The organism is Lacinutrix undariae, from assembly GCF_052934785.1.
The window spans coordinates 2,034,568-2,052,897 of the sequence record NZ_CM128809.1 but is presented as its reverse complement, the minus strand read 5'-3'; the positions used below and the strand labels follow the sequence as shown (position 1 = coordinate 2,052,897).

The 18,330-nt window shown below is 32.6% G+C and carries 21 protein-coding genes; 9 read left to right on the top strand and 12 right to left on the bottom strand.

The window, feature by feature from the left end; translation table 11 throughout:
* The first annotated feature begins 51 nt into the window (after positions 1-51).
* The 9 genes from ACU4C5_RS09155 to ACU4C5_RS09115 all read left to right on the top strand — a co-directional run bounded on the left by ACU4C5_RS09155 (position 52) and on the right by ACU4C5_RS09115 (position 8,071).
* Positions 52-621 (top strand): YceI family protein, encoded by a 570-nt coding sequence (locus tag ACU4C5_RS09155; RefSeq protein ID WP_446843905.1) that lies wholly within the window; start codon positions 52-54, stop codon positions 619-621.
* 280 nt (positions 622-901) lie between these two features.
* Positions 902-2,302 (top strand): anthranilate synthase component I family protein, encoded by a 1,401-nt coding sequence (locus tag ACU4C5_RS09150; RefSeq protein WP_446843904.1) that lies wholly within the window; start codon positions 902-904, stop codon positions 2,300-2,302.
* Between the two features lie 159 nt (positions 2,303-2,461).
* A complete protein-coding gene (locus ACU4C5_RS09145) occupies positions 2,462-3,025 on the top strand; it encodes an anthranilate synthase component II (RefSeq protein WP_446843903.1) in 564 nt (187 codons plus the stop codon).
* Between the two features lie 46 nt (positions 3,026-3,071).
* Positions 3,072-4,064 carry an anthranilate phosphoribosyltransferase gene (gene trpD, locus ACU4C5_RS09140; RefSeq protein WP_446843902.1) on the top strand — a complete coding sequence of 331 codons (993 nt, stop codon included), beginning with the start codon at positions 3,072-3,074 and terminating at the stop codon, positions 4,062-4,064.
* A complete protein-coding gene (gene trpC, locus ACU4C5_RS09135; RefSeq protein WP_446843901.1) occupies positions 4,064-4,849 on the top strand; it encodes an indole-3-glycerol phosphate synthase TrpC in 786 nt (261 codons plus the stop codon). The genes trpD and trpC overlap by 1 nt, the downstream gene beginning before the upstream one ends.
* Before the next feature lie 7 nt (positions 4,850-4,856).
* On the top strand, positions 4,857-5,477 hold the full coding sequence (locus ACU4C5_RS09130) for a phosphoribosylanthranilate isomerase (RefSeq protein WP_446846444.1): 621 nt from the start codon (positions 4,857-4,859) through the stop codon (positions 5,475-5,477).
* A 31-nt stretch (positions 5,478-5,508) separates the two neighbouring features.
* Positions 5,509-6,690, top strand: coding sequence for a tryptophan synthase subunit beta (gene trpB, locus ACU4C5_RS09125; protein WP_446843900.1), 1,182 nt, complete (start codon positions 5,509-5,511; stop codon positions 6,688-6,690).
* 164 nt (positions 6,691-6,854) lie between these two features.
* Positions 6,855-7,619 (top strand): tryptophan synthase subunit alpha, encoded by a 765-nt coding sequence (trpA, locus tag ACU4C5_RS09120; RefSeq protein ID WP_446843899.1) that lies wholly within the window; start codon positions 6,855-6,857, stop codon positions 7,617-7,619.
* On the top strand, positions 7,619-8,071 hold the full coding sequence (locus tag ACU4C5_RS09115; RefSeq protein ID WP_446843898.1) for a tRNA (cytidine(34)-2'-O)-methyltransferase: 453 nt from the start codon (positions 7,619-7,621) through the stop codon (positions 8,069-8,071). The genes trpA and ACU4C5_RS09115 overlap by 1 nt, the downstream gene beginning before the upstream one ends.
* A gap of 2 nt (positions 8,072-8,073) precedes the next feature.
* Here ACU4C5_RS09115 and ACU4C5_RS09110 read toward each other — a convergent pair whose 3' ends face one another.
* From ACU4C5_RS09110 to secY, 12 genes are all read right to left on the bottom strand, one after another.
* Positions 8,074-8,988 carry a dimethylarginine dimethylaminohydrolase family protein gene (locus ACU4C5_RS09110; protein ID WP_446843897.1) on the bottom strand — a complete coding sequence of 305 codons (915 nt, stop codon included), beginning with the start codon at positions 8,986-8,988 and terminating at the stop codon, positions 8,074-8,076.
* Positions 8,989-9,057: 69 nt separating this feature from the next.
* Entirely contained in the window at positions 9,058-10,344 is a 1,287-nt protein-coding gene (locus ACU4C5_RS09105) for a citrate synthase (protein WP_446843895.1), read from the bottom strand.
* Between the two features lie 387 nt (positions 10,345-10,731).
* Complete coding sequence (eno, locus tag ACU4C5_RS09100; protein WP_446843894.1) at positions 10,732-12,024, bottom strand: phosphopyruvate hydratase; 1,293 nt, start codon at positions 12,022-12,024, stop codon at positions 10,732-10,734.
* 154 nt (positions 12,025-12,178) lie between these two features.
* Positions 12,179-13,282, bottom strand: a complete 1,104-nt coding sequence (gene carA / locus ACU4C5_RS09095) for a glutamine-hydrolyzing carbamoyl-phosphate synthase small subunit (protein ID WP_446843892.1) — start codon at positions 13,280-13,282, stop codon at positions 12,179-12,181.
* Between the two features lie 86 nt (positions 13,283-13,368).
* Positions 13,369-13,836 (bottom strand): 50S ribosomal protein L17, encoded by a 468-nt coding sequence (gene rplQ, locus ACU4C5_RS09090; protein WP_446843891.1) that lies wholly within the window; start codon positions 13,834-13,836, stop codon positions 13,369-13,371.
* 62 nt (positions 13,837-13,898) lie between these two features.
* Complete coding sequence (locus ACU4C5_RS09085; protein ID WP_446843890.1) at positions 13,899-14,891, bottom strand: DNA-directed RNA polymerase subunit alpha; 993 nt, start codon at positions 14,889-14,891, stop codon at positions 13,899-13,901.
* A gap of 92 nt (positions 14,892-14,983) precedes the next feature.
* Positions 14,984-15,589, bottom strand: coding sequence for a 30S ribosomal protein S4 (rpsD, locus tag ACU4C5_RS09080; protein ID WP_446843889.1), 606 nt, complete (start codon positions 15,587-15,589; stop codon positions 14,984-14,986).
* Positions 15,590-15,765: 176 nt separating this feature from the next.
* Positions 15,766-16,149, bottom strand: a complete 384-nt coding sequence (rpsK, locus tag ACU4C5_RS09075; RefSeq protein ID WP_446843888.1) for a 30S ribosomal protein S11 — start codon at positions 16,147-16,149, stop codon at positions 15,766-15,768.
* Between the two features lie 101 nt (positions 16,150-16,250).
* Positions 16,251-16,625, bottom strand: coding sequence for a 30S ribosomal protein S13 (gene rpsM / locus ACU4C5_RS09070; protein ID WP_446843887.1), 375 nt, complete (start codon positions 16,623-16,625; stop codon positions 16,251-16,253).
* A 2-nt stretch (positions 16,626-16,627) separates the two neighbouring features.
* On the bottom strand, positions 16,628-16,744 hold the full coding sequence (gene ykgO, locus ACU4C5_RS09065) for a type B 50S ribosomal protein L36 (RefSeq protein WP_008269159.1): 117 nt from the start codon (positions 16,742-16,744) through the stop codon (positions 16,628-16,630).
* 4 nt (positions 16,745-16,748) lie between these two features.
* Positions 16,749-16,964: a translation initiation factor IF-1 gene (gene infA, locus ACU4C5_RS09060; protein ID WP_027126052.1), complete on the bottom strand. Its 216-nt coding sequence runs from the start codon at positions 16,962-16,964 to the stop codon at positions 16,749-16,751.
* A 10-nt stretch (positions 16,965-16,974) separates the two neighbouring features.
* Complete coding sequence (gene secY / locus ACU4C5_RS09055) at positions 16,975-18,324, bottom strand: preprotein translocase subunit SecY (RefSeq protein ID WP_446843885.1); 1,350 nt, start codon at positions 18,322-18,324, stop codon at positions 16,975-16,977.
* Positions 18,325-18,330 lie beyond the last annotated feature (6 nt).

Below are 18,330 nucleotides of genomic sequence, written 5' to 3'. Positions count from 1 at the left end.
TTACAAAAACAGTTGTATATACAACACTAGTAGTAACAATAAATAAACATTATGAAAACAAACATTTTTAAAATTGCATTAGTAACAGTATTAGCTTTAACCGTAGCTTCATTTACATCACTAAAAGAAAAAACCATAGAAGTGAAAGAAAGTAAAATTATTTGGAAAGGTTATAAAGTTACAGGAGAGCATCAAGGATTAATTAATTTAGAACACTCAACATTAGAATTTAAAAAAGAAAAACTTGTAGGAGGAACATTTGTAATAGATATGAGTTCAATAACCGTAACAGATTTAAGCGGTGAAATGAAAACTAACTTAGAAGGACATCTTAAATCTGATGACTTTTTTGGTGTAGAAAAACACAAAACTGCAAGTTTTGAAATAACAAAAGCAAAAGAAAACAAAGATGTTTACACCGTTACAGGAAACTTAACAATTAAAGGCATTACGCACCCAACCACCTTTAATATGACTATAAAAAATAATACAGCAACTGCAAATTTAAAAGTTGATCGTACAAAATATGATGTTAAATATGGTTCAACAAGTTTCTTTGATAACCTTAAAGACAAAGCCATATCTAATGAATTTGATTTAAACATCACATTAAAATTTTAATCTCATTAAACTAAAATTATAATAACTTTTAGTTACAAAATTCCTGCACTTGCAGGAATTTTTGTTTAAATTTATCTTAATTTTTTTGCCATTTAGATTTTCACTTCTATATTTGCAGCATATTATAACACAAAAATGAATACAATTTTAAATAATACTTGGTGGTGGAACTTTCGAAAATCAAACTTCGTGAGCTAACCCTATAGTATATTTTTAAAACTCAAAATATCCAAAAAGGCTTGTCTATCACGACAAGCCTTTTTTTTTTACAAAAAATCTTATGAAAACATTCAGCCTTTATACACATCACAAAAAAATTCTTGCAGATACTATTACTCCTGTTAGTATATATTTAAAAATCCGTGATAAATACCCAAATAGTATTTTACTAGAAAGTAGCGATTATCACACTAATACAAACAGTTTTTCATACATCTGTTTCAACCCTATCGCTTCTATAAAAGTAGAAAATGATGTTATTGAACAAGTTTATCCTGACGGAAGTACAAAAACTAATAACGCTAAAAATATTTCGGTAACCGATGAAATTCACAAATTCACCAAACGTTTTAAAGTTGATTCCGAAGAAAAATTCAAATTCATTAACAACGGAATTTTTGGTTACACCGCTTACGATGCCGTAAAATATTTTGAAGATGTCAATATTTCAAAAAAAGACAACTCCATTCAAATTCCAGATATTTATTATGCCGTTTATAAAAATATAATTGCCATAAATCACTTTAAAAACGAAGCCTATATTTTTGCACACTGTTTTGAAACCGAAAATAATATTGATGAGATTTCACAACTCATCAAATCTAAAAATTTCACCTCATACGAATTTGAAACTAACGGTGATATCACCTCAAATCTTACCGATAATGAGTATAAAGAAAATGTAGAACTCGCTAAAAAACACTGTGCAAGAGGTGATGTTTTTCAACTCGTATTATCTAAAAAATTCGCTCAAAAATTTAAAGGCGACGAGTTTAACGTATACCGCGCATTACGAAACGTTAACCCATCCCCTTACCTATTTTATTTTGATTACGGCGATTTTAAAATCTTTGGAAGCTCACCCGAAGCACAACTTATTGTGGCTGATGGTATTTCAGAAATACACCCTATAGCCGGAACATTTAAACGCACCGGAAATGACGAAAAAGATGCCGAATTAGCAAAACAACTCTCTAAAGATGAAAAAGAAAATGCTGAACATGTGATGTTGGTGGATTTAGCCCGTAACGATTTAAGCAGACACGGAAATAATGTGACTGTAGACACTTATAGAGAAGTACAATTTTTCTCACATGTTATTCATTTAGTCAGTAAAGTTACCGGTAATAAACACCCAAATGTATCCACAATGCAAGTCGTTGCCGATACATTTCCTGCCGGAACTCTTAGTGGCGCACCAAAACATAACGCCCTTCAACTTATTGAAAAATACGAAAAAACAAACCGTGCATTCTACGGTGGTGCAATTGGTTTTATGGATTTTGAAGGTAACTTCAATCACGCCATAATGATTAGAACTTTCTTAAGTAAAAATCACGAACTACACTGGCAAGCTGGCGCAGGAGTGGTTTCAAAATCAAACCCAGAAAGCGAATTACAAGAAGTATACAACAAATTAGGCGCACTAACAAAAGCTATTGATTTAGCACAAAATATTTAATTTGGCGTTACCACAAAGGTCGTGCTTTCGGCAGTCGCTCTTTTTAAGGAGCTCCAACAAAGCCTCAATTCCTAACGCGTAGCAAACCACAAACGTAAATTATAAACCGCCATATTAAAGCGTGTTTAAAAGTAAATTTTTTGAATAAAAAATAACAATATGAAAGTATTAGTCATAGATAATTACGATAGCTTCACTTATAATCTAGTACATTACCTAGAAGATTTAAATTGCGAAGTCACCGTAAAAAGAAACGATAAATTAACACTAGAAGAAGTAAACGATTATCACAAAATTGTACTCTCTCCTGGTCCTGGAATTCCTGATGAAGCAGGACTTTTAAAAAGCATCATAAAAACCTACGCACCTACCAAAAGCATTTTAGGAGTTTGTTTAGGCCAACAAGCCATTGCCGAAGTTTTTGGTGGATCACTTATTAACCTAGATAATGTATATCACGGTGTCGCTACACAAGTAACAACATCTGTTATAGATGAAACTCTTTTTAATGGTTTAGAAAAAACATTTGCTGTAGGACGTTACCATTCTTGGGTTGTAAATAGTAATTTACCTGAATTTTTACAAGCCACTTCTTTTGATGAAAACGGACAAGTGATGTCTTTACGTCATAAAGTTTACGATGTAAAAGGTGTACAATATCATCCAGAATCGGTGTTAACACCAAACGGAAAACAGATTCTTAAAAATTGGGTTGAAAATTAAAAATTCAACAGAAAAATAATTAACAATCCAAAATTGACATCAAATAATGAAACATATATTAAACAGACTCATAAACCAAGAAAACATTTCTAGCGAAGAAGCTAAAAATGTATTGGTAAATATTTCAAAAGGGAGCTATAACCAAAGTCAGATTGCCTCGTTTTTAACGGTATATATGATGCGAAGTATAACCTTAAACGAACTTGAAGGATTCAGAAACGCCCTTTTAGAACTTTGTATTCCTATCAATTTATCAGCCTATGATACTATTGATTTATGTGGTACTGGTGGTGATGGTCAAGATACTTTCAACATTTCAACATTAGCTTCATTTGTTACAGCAGCTTCTGGAGTTAATGTGGCTAAACATGGTAATTACGGAGTATCATCGGCAAGTGGTTCTTCAAATGTTATGGAGTATTTAGGTATTCAATTTTCAAATAACGAAGACTTTTTAAAACAATGCTTAGACAAAGCAGGAATTTGCGTACTTCATGCTCCATTATTTCACCCAGCTATGAAAAATGTAGCACCAATTCGTCGCGAGTTGGGAGTTAAAACGTTTTTCAATATGCTCGGACCAATGGTAAATCCGTCATTTCCAAAACATCAACTTGTAGGTGTTTTTAGTTTAGAGTTACAACGTTTATACAGCTATTTATATCAAAAAACAGATACCAATTATACCATAGTTCACGCTTTAGATGGTTATGATGAAATTTCATTAACAGGAAATACTAAAATTGTTTCTCGTAATACAGAAAGCTTGTTAGCTCCAAAAGATTTAAATTTAGAAATCATTGAAAAAAGTGATATTTATGGTGGAGATTCTGTAAAGAAAGCTGCTGAGATTTTTACAAACATTTTAGATGCCAAAGGTACTGAAGCACAAAACAATGTAGTGTGTGCAAATGCTGGTTTAGCTATTGCTACAGCAAAAAACATATCGTATCAAGCAGGTTTTGAAATGGCCAAAGAAGCCTTACTTTCAAAGAAAGCGCAAACCACGTTTAACCTATTAAAATCTATGAGTAACTAATGGATATTTTACAAAAAATAGTAAACGACAAACGTATTGAGGTGAATTTAAAAAAACAACTCATACCGGTTTCTCAATTAGAGCAATCTATTTTATTTGAACGAAACACCTTTTCTTTAGCTAAAAATTTAGCAGAAAGTAATAGCGGTATTATCGCCGAACATAAACGAAGATCACCATCAAAATCAGTCATCAACCATAACCTTAATGTATTTGATGTTGCCAAAGGTTACCAAGATGCTAACGTTTGTGGAATGTCGGTTTTAACAGATGGAAAATATTTTGGCGGTTCATTAGATGATTTATTAGTAGCACGTTCTAGTTCACAATTACCATTATTGCGTAAAGAATTTATTATTGACACCTACCAGATTATTGAAGCCAAAGCTTACGGTGCAGATGTAATTTTATTAATTGCAGCCATTTTAAGTCAAACTGAAATTAAACAGTTTTCTGAACTCGCACAACAATTAGGATTAGAAGTGCTTTTAGAAGTTCATAATAACACAGAATTACAAAAATCTATCATGCCAAGTTTAGATATGATAGGTGTTAATAATCGTAATTTAAAAACTTTTGAAGTCAGTTTAGAGATCAGTAAAACTCTTAGCGAAGCCATACCAAACAATTTTATAAAAGTTTCAGAAAGTGGTATTAGTAGTGTTTCAGCTATAAAAGAATTACAACCTTTTGGTTATAAAGGCTTTTTAATTGGTGAGAATTTTATGAAAACAAATAATGCTGGTGCTGCTGCAAAAGCGTTTATTAATGAATTAGAAAAATAATACGATGATGAAACTAAAAATCTGCGGTATGAAATACACCAACAACATCACTGATGTGGCGAGCTTAAATCCCGATTATTTAGGTTTCATTTTCTATGAAAAATCTGCACGTTTCTTTGAAAATTCAATTCCTGAAATTTCAGAACACATCAAAAAAACAGGTGTATTTGTAAACGCAACATTAGCATTTATTACACAACAAGTACAAACTTATGGCTTAAAAGCAGTACAATTACACGGTAATGAAACTCCAGAATTCTGCAAAAGTTTACACAGATTACAGGTAGAAATCATTAAAGTATTTTCAATAAAAGATGACTTTAATTTTTCGGTATTACAACCTTTTGAAACCATTTGCGATTATTATTTATTTGATACCAAAGGCAAACTTCCCGGAGGAAATGGGTACACGTTTAACTGGAATACCTTAACAAAATATCCATCAACAAAACCTTACTTTTTAAGCGGAGGTATTGGTGTAAACGAAATAAAACAGCTAGAAGATTTCCTTAAAACAGAAGCTTCAACCTACTGTTACGCTATTGATGTAAACAGTAAATTTGAAATAGAACCAGGCTTAAAAAATATACAATCATTACAAGAATTTACCAACACGTTTTACGACTAACAGATGGTAAACTTGATAAAAAACTATAATCATGACCTATAATATAGACGAAAAAGGATACTACGGCGAATTTGGAGGTGCATACATCCCAGAAATGCTATATCCTAATGTAGAAGAATTACGCCAAAACTATCTAAAAGTGATGGCTGAACCCGATTTTCAAAAAGCGTTTAATCAGTTATTAAAAGATTACGTTGGGAGACCGTCACCTTTATATTTCGCAAAACGTCTGTCTCAAAAATATAACACCAAAATCTATCTTAAACGCGAAGATTTAAACCATACGGGTGCGCATAAAATCAATAACACTATTGGTCAGATTTTAATGGCGCAACGTTTAGGTAAAAAACGTATTATCGCAGAAACTGGCGCAGGGCAACACGGTGTGGCAACCGCTACAGTTTGTGCGCTTATGGGACTAGAATGTATTGTGTACATGGGCGAAATTGATATTGCGCGTCAAGCTCCAAATGTAGCACGTATGAAAATGCTTGGTGCCACAGTAATTCCTGCTGTTTCTGGAAGTAAAACCTTAAAAGATGCCACAAACGAAGCCATTAGAGATTGGATAAATAATCCTGTGGATACACATTATATCATTGGAAGTGTCGTTGGACCACATCCATATCCAGATATGGTGGCTAAATTTCAATCGGTAGTTTCTGAAGAAATTAAATGGCAATTACAAGAACACGAAGGTAAAACCAATCCAGATTATGTGATTGCTTGCGTTGGTGGAGGAAGTAATGCTGCCGGTGCTTATTATCATTTTCTAGAAGATACCAACGTAAAACTTATTGCTGTTGAAGCAGCAGGTTTAGGCGTAAATTCTGGTGAAAGTGCTGCAACTTCAGCACTTGGTAAAGAAGGAATTATCCACGGAAGTAAAACCTTGTTAATGCAAACTAACGATGGGCAAATTACCGAGCCCTACTCTATTTCTGCAGGACTAGATTATCCTGGAGTTGGCCCAATGCACGCACATTTATTTAAATCTGGTCGTGCGCAATTTGTGTCTATCACCGATGAGCAAGCTATGCAAGCAGGACTGGAGTTATGCCAACTAGAAGGTATTATTCCTGCCATTGAAAGCTCGCACGCTTTAGCCATTTTTAAGGAGCAAACTTTTAAACCAGACGATGTTGTGGTGTTGAGTTTATCTGGTCGTGGCGACAAAGATTTAAACACCTATATTAATTATTTTAAGCTGTAAAATTATAATGGCGTTACGTTTTACACTTCTGTAAGTCTTCAAAATTACTTACAAAACCGTAAAACGTCAGGCTTTCGGCAGTCGCTCTCTGCGAGGAGCTTCAACAATGCCTCAATCCTTAACGCAAAAACCAAAGAATTAAAAATTCTGAAAAAACAAAACACATGAATAGAATTCAAGATAAACTAAACGCAGATAAAAAATTACTCTCTATATATTTTACAGCAGGATATCCTACACTTAATGATACCGTAAGTATTATTGAAGATTTAGAAAAAAGTGGTGTTGATATGATTGAAATTGGTTTGCCTTTTAGTGATCCACTTGCCGACGGACCAACAATTCAAGCAAGTTCAACACAAGCTTTACAAAATGGGATGACTACCGATGTATTATTTAAACAATTAAAAGACGTTAGGAAAACCGTTTCTATTCCTTTAATAATTATGGGATATTTCAATCCTATACTACAATATGGTGTTGAAGAGTTTTGTAAAACTTGTAAATCTGTTGGTATTGATGGGTTAATTATTCCGGATTTACCGGTTGATGTATACAACGAAAATTATAAAGCTATTTTTAAAAAATATGGATTGACAAATGTATTTTTAATTACACCACAAACTTCTAACGAGCGTATTCATTTTATTGATAGTATCTCAAATGGGTTTATATATATGGTAAGTAGCGCAAGTGTTACAGGAAGTCAATCTGGTTTTGGAAGTACGCAAATGGATTATTTTAAACGAATTTTTAATTTAAATCTTAAAAACCCACAAATTATAGGATTTGGTATTAGTGATAATGCTACTTTTACACAAGCTACTACTTACGCAAAAGGCGCAATTATTGGTTCGGCATTTATAAAATATATTACCAAAAATGGTGTAAAAAACATTGCAGATTTCACTAAAAACATTCTAAAATAATGGCATTAAATATTGTATTAATGGAACCCGAAATACCTAATAACACAGGAAACATAGGCCGTTTGGCTTTGGCTTCGGGATCAAAATTACACTTAGTAAAACCTTTTGGATTTGAAATTACCGACTCTCGTTTAAAACGTGCCGGTTTAGATTATTGGCAACATCTAGAGGTGATTTATTATGATAATATTGATGATTTTTTTAATAAAAACTCTAATGCAAACATGGTGTTTTTATCTAGCCATGGGCAACAAGAACATTGGGATATTACGTATGAAGATGATATGTTTCTTGTATTTGGGAAAGAATCAAAAGGATTACCAAAAATGATTACAGAAAAATATCCTGAGAAATTATTTAAAATTCCATTATACAGTAACCACATTAGAAGTTTAAATTTATCTAATGCGGTTAGTATAATAATTTATGAGGGATTAAGACAAATTCGTTAGTCTTAATCTCTTATTAATGGCATTGTTGAACAACGCAACAAACCTTCTTGTTTTGCAATTTCAGCGTAAGCTACTTCTTCAACAGTAAAACCTTGTTCGCGTAACCAAGTGTTTAATCGTGTGAAGTTTTTTTCTGAAATAATAACGTCTTCAGAAATTGAAAATACATTACTATTCATGTTATACATTTCGTCTTTGGTGATTTCAAAAATATTTTCTTCACCAAAAAAGTCAACTAACCATTGGTATTCACTTTCAATAAGGAAACCATTTTTATGTAAAATCGCTTTATCGGTTCCAATTGGTTGAAAACAACAATCTAAATGTAATGCGTTTTCTTTAGCTTCAGTATTAGATTTACGTAGTTCAAAAGACTTTACTGTTTTCTCAGGAAAAAGTTCTTGCAAAGCAATTACCGCGTCCATATTAGTACGTGCAGTAATAAAATCTGAATAATTTTCACCAGAGTAAGTTCCTATAAAAATATAATCTTCATAAGGCATAACATCTCCACCTTCAACGTGGCATTCTTCTGGTAATTTGATTAAATTATCTTTATCAACTTGTTCCCAAACATGCTTTATAGCATTAATTTCTTGATCTCTATCTGGAAGAATATTAGCAATAACCATCTTATCATCAATTACAAAAGCAATATCTCTTGTAAAAATTTGATTGTAGTCTTTTATCACTGTCGGACGAAATACTTGTATATCATATTTTTCAAAAACCTTGGCAACCGCTTCCATTTCATTAACCATATCGGTTTCTATAGGATAAGTTCCGGCTTTAATATGTATTGCAGATTTAGGATCGTAAGCGTCTTCTAGTTTTGGAGTTGGTCCACAACTTTCGGCTGTTCCTAAAACAACAGCTCTAAGTCTTGATGTTTCGTTGGTAACGTTAAGTTTTAGCATATATTGGATTAAAAGACAAAAGCTCCATAACATTAAAATTATGAAGCTTTTGTATATGATGTATAAATATTATCTATTATCGATAGTCTTAAAAGATCTTAAAGTTTCACCTGTATAAATCTGTCTTGGACGACCAATAGGTTCTTTACGTAAACGCATTTCTCTCCATTGAGCAATCCATCCTGGTAAACGTCCTAATGCAAACATAACTGTAAACATTTCAACAGGAATATCCATACCTCTATAAATAATTCCAGAGTAGAAATCTACATTTGGATATAATTTACGTTTTACGAAGTAATCGTCTTCTAAAGCTTCTTTTTCTAAACCTTTTGCAACGTCTAAAATTGGATCTTCAATTCCTAATTCACTTAAAACTTCATCGGCTGCAACTTTAATAATTTTAGCACGAGGATCGAAGTTTTTGTAAACTCTGTGACCAAATCCCATTAAACGGAAAGGATCTTCTTTATCCTTAGCTTTACCCATGTATTTTTTAGTATCTCCACCATCTTCTTTAATAGCTTCAAGCATTTCTAAAACAGCTTGGTTAGCTCCACCGTGAAGTGGTCCCCAAAGTGCAGAAATTCCTGCAGAAATAGAAGCGAATAATCCAGCGTGAGATGATCCTACGATACGCACAGTAGATGTAGAACAATTTTGTTCGTGATCTGCGTGTAATATTAATAATTTATCAAGAGCGTTAACTAATACAGAGTTCATTTTGTACTCTTCATTTGGTTTTCCAAACATCATTTTTAATACGTTTTCAACGTAACCTAATGAGTTATCACCGTAATCTAAAGGTAATCCTTTTTGTTTACGCATTGTCCAAGCAACTAATACAGGGAATTTACCAAGTAAAGTTACAATTGCATTATACATATCTTCTTCTGAATCTACATTTACAGATGTAGGATTAAAAGCAGTTAATGCACTTGTTAATGAAGATAAAACTCCCATTGGGTGAGCAGTCTTAGGAAAAGCATCTACGATTTTCTTAATCTCGTCATCAACAACAGAATGTTTCTTTATATCTGAGTGAAATTTATCTAATTCAGTTTGAGTTGGTAATTCACCAAAAATCAATAAGTATGCTACTTCTAAGAAATCTGCTTTTTCGGCTAACTCTTCAATAGAATATCCTCTGTATCTTAAAATACCTTTTTCTCCATCAAGGAAGGTAATAGCGCTTTCACAAGCTCCAGTATTCTTGTAACCTGGATCTATAGTTGTTACCCCATTGGTAACACTTCTTAAGGTTTTGATATCTATTGCAACTTCATTTTCTGTTCCCGTTACTAAAGGGAACTCATGTTTTTGCCCATTAATTTCTAGTATAGCTTTATCTGACATATTGTATTAAAAATTTTTTATTATTTGTTGCTTAAATCAACTGCACGAAAATACAAAATATATCACGATTTTTAAAGCATCTTAACAAAGGTTTTAACAATTCTATCATAGTTAAAATTGATTGTTGAATAAAATCTTTTTTATCAAGGTTTTATTTAGCTAAAAGCACATCTCTATTTTGTTTTTTATGGCTTAAATTATAGTGTACAATAAACTAATATTTAATGACAATTTTTAGAATTCAATATTAAGTAGTTGTTAAAAATGAGGCACAAAAAAAGCGTCTTATATAAGACGCTTTTTAGGTTGTGAAATAAAATTCACGATATGATCTTTAATTTTAGTGATAACGACTATTAAAAGCGTTTATATCAACTAAAAATAGATTTATTTGATTTTGAAAGCTTTTTCTTTTGGAAAATAAGCAACATCACCTAATTCTTCTTCAATACGTAATAATTGGTTGTACTTAGCCATTCTATCAGAACGAGAAGCTGAACCGGTTTTGATCTGTCCACAGTTTAATGCTACTGCTAAGTCTGCAATAGTATTATCTTCTGTTTCTCCAGAACGGTGAGACATTACTGAAGTATACCCTGCATTATGTGCCATATTTACAGCTGCAATAGTTTCAGTAAGTGTTCCAATTTGGTTTACTTTAATTAAAATTGAGTTTGCGATACCTTCATTAATACCACGAGATAAACGCTCAACGTTAGTTACGTATAAGTCATCTCCTACTAATTGTACTTTATCTCCAATTTTTTCAGTTAAGTATTTCCAACCTTCCCAATCATTTTCATCCATACCATCTTCAATAGAGATAATTGGATATTTTTGAGATAATTCAGCTAAATAATCAGCTTGTTCGTGGCTTGTTCTAACTTTTCCTGTTTCGCCTTCAAATTTTGTGTAATCGTATTTTCCATCTACAAAAAATTCTGCAGCTGCACAATCTAAAGCAATCATAACATCGTCACCTAATTTGTAACCTGCATTATCTACAGCTTTTGCAATAGTTTCAAGCGCATCTTCTGTTCCACCTTCTAAGTTTGGAGCAAAACCACCTTCGTCACCAACAGCAGTACTTAAACCTCTATCGTGTAATACTTTTTTAAGGTTGTGAAAAATTTCAGTTCCCATTTGCATGGCGTGTGTAAAGTTTTTAGCTTTTACGGGCATTACCATAAATTCTTGAAATGCGATAGGGGCATCTGAGTGAGAACCTCCATTGATGATATTCATCATTGGTACTGGTAATGTATTTGCTGAAACACCACCTACGTATCTGTATAATGGCATTCCTAATTCATTAGCTGCTGCTTTTGCTGCGGCTAAAGACACTCCTAAAATAGCATTAGCTCCTAATTTAGATTTGTTAGGAGTACCATCTAATTCAATCATCATTTGATCGATAGTGTTTTGTTCAAAAACAGATGTTCCTAATAATTCTTGAGCGATTATAGAATTTACATTATCAACAGCAGTTAAAACTCCTTTTCCCATGTATGCATCTCCACCGTCACGTAACTCTACAGCTTCGTGTTCTCCAGTAGATGCTCCAGATGGTACAGCAGCTCTTCCTATGAAACCATTTTCAGTTACAACGTCAACTTCAATTGTTGGGTTACCACGTGAATCAAAAATTTGTCTTGCATGAATGTTAATTATAATGCTCATATGTTTGTATTTAAATTTATTGTTATTGTAACAAATTTACGAAAATGTTAATCTAAAATGAATTTGCACATCTATTATTGCAGTTAATATTTACGATAATGTTTTCGTAAAATAAAAACCTCAAAGAAAATCTAATTTCCTTGAGGTTTATGTATTACTTATTTTTAATATTTTCTATAAATTGATCAAATAGATAGGATGAATCGTGAGGTCCAGGACTTGCTTCTGGATGATATTGTACTGAAAAACAGTTTTTACTCTTCATTTTAATACCTGCAACTGTGTTGTCATTTAAATGCACATGAGTAATTTGAATGTCGTCATGTTGCTCAGTTTCTTCTCTATTTATTGCAAAACCGTGATTTTGAGATGTTATTTCACCTTTACCCGTAATTAGGTTTTTAACTGGGTGATTAATACCTCTGTGACCATTATGCATTTTATAGGTTGAAATTCCGTTGGCTAAAGCGATAACTTGATGTCCTAAACAGATTCCGAATAATGGTAAATTTCTTGAAATAATTTCTTTTGCTAGGGCTTGAGCTTCTACTAATGGTTCTGGATCTCCAGGACCGTTTGATAAGAAATAACCATCTGGATTGAAAGCGCTCATTTCTTCAAAAGTAGAATTGTAAGGGAATACTTTTATGTAGGTATCTCTTTTTGCTAAGTTTCTTAAGATGTTAGTTTTTATTCCAATATCTAAAGCAGCAATTTTATACGTCGCGTTTTCCTCGCCATAAAAATAAGGTTCCTTTGTAGATACTTGAGAGGCTAACTCTAACCCATTCATGTTTGGTACATCTGCTAATTGTGCTTTTAAAGCATCAATATCATCAACATTAGTAGTAATAACAGCATTCATAGCTCCATGATCTCTAATATAACTTACTAAAGCTCTTGTATCGACATCTGAAATAGCTAGAATATTACTTTTTTCTAAAAAGTTTTCTAATGAATCGTCTGCGGCTGCACGAGAATAATTAAAACTAAAATTCTTACAAATTAAACCTGATATCTTAACTGAATTAGATTCTACTTCTTCAGTAAGTGTTCCGTAATTACCAATATGTGCATTGGTAGTTACCATTAATTGTCCAAAATAAGATGGATCTGTAAAAATCTCTTGGTAACCTGTTGTTCCAGTGTTAAAACAAACTTCACCAAATGCAGCACCTTTTTTTCCTATTGATTTTCCGTGAAAAATAGTTCCATCAGATAATAAGATTAAGGCTTTTTCTCTTTTATTATATTTCATAGCGTGTAAAAAGTTTCACAAAATTGCATAAAAAAAAGGATAAACTAAAATAGTTTATCCTTTTTATATTAAATGCTTATTAACATTTATTCTTCTTCGTTAGTTGCTGGAGTTTCAACAACAGGTGCATCTACTTTTTTAGACTTCCCTCTACGAGTCGTTTTCTTCTTAGCAGGTTTATCAGCATTGTAGATTTCGTTGTAATCAACTAATTCTATCATTGCCATATCAGCGTTATCCCCAAGTCTGTTTCCTAACTTGATAATACGAGTATAACCTCCTGGACGATCACCAATCTTAGGTGCTACATCTCTAAATAATTCTGCAACAACATCTTTTTGTCTTAGCTTAGCCATAACAATACGTCTGTTGTGTGTAGTATCAGTTTTAGATTTTGTAATCATAGGCTCAACAAATTGTTTTAAAGCTTTTGCTTTAGCAACAGTTGTGTTAATACGTTTGTGCTCAATAAGAGAACAAGCCATATTAGCTAACATTGATTTTCTGTGAGCTGTTTGTCTACCTAAGTGGTTGAATTTTTTTCCGTGTCTCATGACTTTATTTATAAACCTTCATCTTGCTCTAACCCATTATTAGGGAGCAAATTATGAAGTAATTAATCTTTATCTAATTTATACTTGCTTAAGTCCATTCCAAAGTTAAGACCTTTAACGTTTACTAGTTCTTCTAGTTCAGTTAGAGATTTTTTACCGAAATTTCTGAATTTCATTAAGTCATTTTTATTGAATGATACTAAGTCTCCTAAAGTATCAACTTCTGCAGCTTTTAAGCAATTAAGAGCACGAACAGAAAGATCCATATCAACTAATTTAGTTTTCAATAGTTGTCTCATGTGAAGAGATTCTTCATCATAAGTTTCTGTTTGAGCAATCTCATCAGCCTCTAAAGTGATACGCTCGTCAGAGAATAACATAAAGTGGTGAATTAATATTTTTGCAGCTTCAGTTAAAGCATCTTTAGGATGTATTGATCCGTCCGTAAGGATTTCGAAAACTAATTTTTCGTAATCTGTTTTTTGTTCAACACGGAAGTTTTCAATACTATATTTTACATTCTTAATAGGCGTGTAAATTGAATCTGTAAAGATTGTTCCAATTGGTGCAGAAGCTTTTTTATTTTCTTCAGCAGGAACATAACCTCTTCCTTTTTCAATAGTCATTTCCATATTGATTGTTACTTTAGGATCTAAGTTACAAATTACTAAATCTTTGTTTAGTACTTGGAATCCTGAAATAAACTTTTGGAAATCTCCAGCAGTAATTTGTTCTTGCCCTGATATAGAAATAGATACTGATTCGTTGTCTATTTCGTCTATTTGACGTTTGAAATTTACTTGCTTTAAGTTTAAAATAATTTCTGTAAAGTCTTCAACTACACCCGCAATTGTTGAGAATTCATGATCTACACCTTCAACACGTATAGATGTAATAGCGAATCCTTCTAAAGAAGATAATAATACTCTTCTTAAAGCGTTTCCTACTGTTAATCCATAACCTGGTTCTAAAGGTCTAAATTCGAATTTCCCTTCAAACTCAGTTGAATCAATCATGATTACTTTGTCGGGTTTCTGAAAATTTAATATTGCCATATGTCTTCGTTTTAATTGTTATTTAGTTGCGCGATTTATAAGTATGAAGAAGACTAATAAATCCTTTGGCTAAATAGCAATATGATTATTTATTATTTAGAGTAAAGTTCAACGATAAATTGTTCGTTGATATTTTCTGGAATTTGAACTCTAGCAGGAACAGCTACGTAAGTACCTTGCTTAGTTTCGTTATTCCAAGTAATCCATTCGTAAACATCACTAGAATTAGATAATGCTGTTTGGATTGCTTCTAAAGATTTAGATTTTTCTCTTACTGCTACTACATCTCCAGCTTTTAACTGGTAAGAAGGGATATTTACTATCTCTCCGTTTACTGTAATATGTCTGTGAGATACTAATTGTCTTGCTCCACTACGAGAAGGTGATAATCCCATTCTAAAAGCTACATTATCTAAACGAGACTCACAAAGTTGAAGTAAAACTTCACCTGTAATTCCTTGAGAAGCTGTTGCTTTCTTGAACATGTTTCTGAATTGTTTTTCTAATATACCGTAAGTATATTTAGCTTTTTGCTTTTCCATTAATTGGACAGCGTATTCAGATTTTTTACCACGACGTTTATTAGCACCGTGTTGACCTGGAGGATAATTTCTTCTTTCAAATGCTTTATCATCTCCAAAAATAGCTTCTCCGAACTTTCGGGCTATTTTAGTTTTAGGACCAGTATATCTTGCCATTTCTTAAATTTTGTTAATGAGAGTGTTATGTGAATTAAGGTCTTAATCTTATCCTTCGACTTAACGTTGATCTCTCGGTGATACTCGTTAATATTTATTTCAGTGCGCAAATTTACATAAAAAAATAATACCAACCGATAAACAGTTGGTATTAATTTTTAAAAAAAATATGTAAATTATACTCTTCTTCTTTTTGGAGGTCTACATCCATTATGTGGTAATGGTGTAACATCAATGATTTCTGATACTTCAATACCTGCATTGTGTAAAGATCTGATTGCAGATTCTCTACCATTTCCAGGACCTTTTACGTACACTTTCACTTTCTTTAATCCAGCTTCTTTTGCTACACCTGCAGCATCTTCAGCGGCTAATTGAGCAGCGTAAGGAGTGTTCTTTTTAGAACCTCTAAATCCCATTTTTCCAGCAGATGACCATGAAATAACGTCACCTTTTTTGTTTGTTAAAGAAATGATGATGTTATTAAAAGATGCAGCGATGTGCGCTTCTCCAATTGCATCAACAATTACTTTACGTTTTTTAGTACTTGACTTTGCCATATTACTATAGTTTTCAGTTATTAGTTGATAGTCGTTAGAATCCTAAACCATTATAATTTCAAACAGATTCCTTCCAACGTCTAAATTCTAAATACTAGTTATTATTTAGTTGCTTTTTTCTTGTTAGCAACAGTTTTTCTTCTACCTTTTCTCGTACGAGAGTTGTTTTTAGTACGTTGACCTCTTAATGGAAGACCAACTCTATGACGGATTCCTCTGTAACATCCGATATCCATTAAACGTTTAATGTTTAATTGAGTTTCAGAACGAAGTTCACCTTCAATTGTAAAAGTTCCAACAGCATCACGAATATTTCCTATTTGTTCATCTGTCCAATCTTGTACTTTTGTACTTTCGTCAACTTTAGCGGTAGCTAAAATCTCTTCTGATCTACTTTTACCTATTCCATAGATATAAGTTAGGGAGATTACTCCTCTTTTGTTTTTTGGTATGTCTACACCTGCAATTCTTGCCATAATTACCCTTGTCTTTGTTTGAATCTAGGATTCTTTTTGTTAATGACGTAAAGTCTACCTTTTCTGCGCACTAATTTACAATCTGCGCTTCTTTTTTTAACTGATGCTCTTACTTTCATCTTGTTAGTATCTATAAGTTATTCTAGCCTTAGATAAATCATAAGGACTCATTTCTAATTTCACTTTATCTCCTGGTAACAATTTAATGTAATGCATACGCATTTTACCTGAAATATGTGCAGTCACAATATGACCATTTTCTAATTCAACACGGAACATTGCATTTGATAATGCTTCAATTATTGATCCATCTTGTTCTATTGCTGCTTGTTTTGCCATAGTATAATTTTTAAGCCTCTGATGAAGCTTTACGATTCTTACCTGTTTTCATCAAGCCATCATAGTGTTTATTCAACAAGTAAGAATTTACTTGTTGCATGGTATCTATTGCAACTCCTACCATAATTAACAGTGATGTACCTCCAAAAAATAATGCCCATCCAGCTTGTACTTCCATAAGTTTTACAATAATTGCTGGGAACACAGCTATCAAAGCTAAAAACATAGAACCTGGTAATGTAATTTGAGACATTACTTTATCTAAATATTCTGAAGTTTCTGTTCCTGGTCTAATACCTGGAATAAAACCACCACTTCTTTTTAAATCATCTGCCATTTTGTTTGTTGGAACAGTAATAGCAGTATAGAAATATGTAAAAATTATAATTAATAATGCAAATATAAAGTTGTACCAAAATCCAAACATATCAGAAAACTGAGCTTGCATCCATGTACCAACTTCACCTGTTCCTAAAGACTTCCCTACTAAACTTGGCACAAACATAATTGCTTGAGCAAAGATAATAGGCATTACTCCTGAAGCATTAAGCTTTAGTGGTAAAAATTGTCTAGAACCAAATACATTTTTTTCATATCCTCCAGAAGCTGTACGTCTTGCGTATTGTACTGCTATTTGGCGTACTCCCATTACAAGCATAATTGATGCTAGTATGATTAGTAACCAAATTACAAGTTCAATTAAGATCATAATTAAACCTCCGTTAGATTGTGTAACTCTTGCTGCATATTCTTGTAAGAATGATTGCGGAAGTTTAGCGATAATACCAACCATAATTAATAATGAAATACCATTACCAATTCCTTTGTCTGTTATTTTCTCTCCTAACCACATTGCAAATACAGTTCCTGTTACTAAGATAATTACAGATGAAAAATAGAACAATCCACCAGTACCCAATAAAAAGGCTTCTTTAGGAATACCTAAAGAAGGTAAACTTGCCAAATATCCTGGAGCTTGTACTAAACATATTGCAATAGTAAGCCATCTTGTAATCTGAGTGATCTTCTTTTGTCCACTCGCTCCTTCTTTTTGTAGTTTTTGTAAGTAAGGAATTGCTATTCCCATTAACTGTACTACAATTGAAGCAGAGATGTATGGCATAATACCTAATGCAAATACAGATGCATTTGCAAATGCACCACCTGTAAAGGCATTTAATAATCCAAGTAGTCCATCTCCTGTACTATCTGCTAATCCACCTAGTTGATTAGCATCAATACCTGGAAGTACTACTTGAGCACCAAAACGATAAACTAAAAGCAAACCAAGCGTTAGCATGATTCGATCTTTTAGTTCCGTTATTTTCCAAACATTTTTTAAAGTGTCTATAAATTTCATACTCTA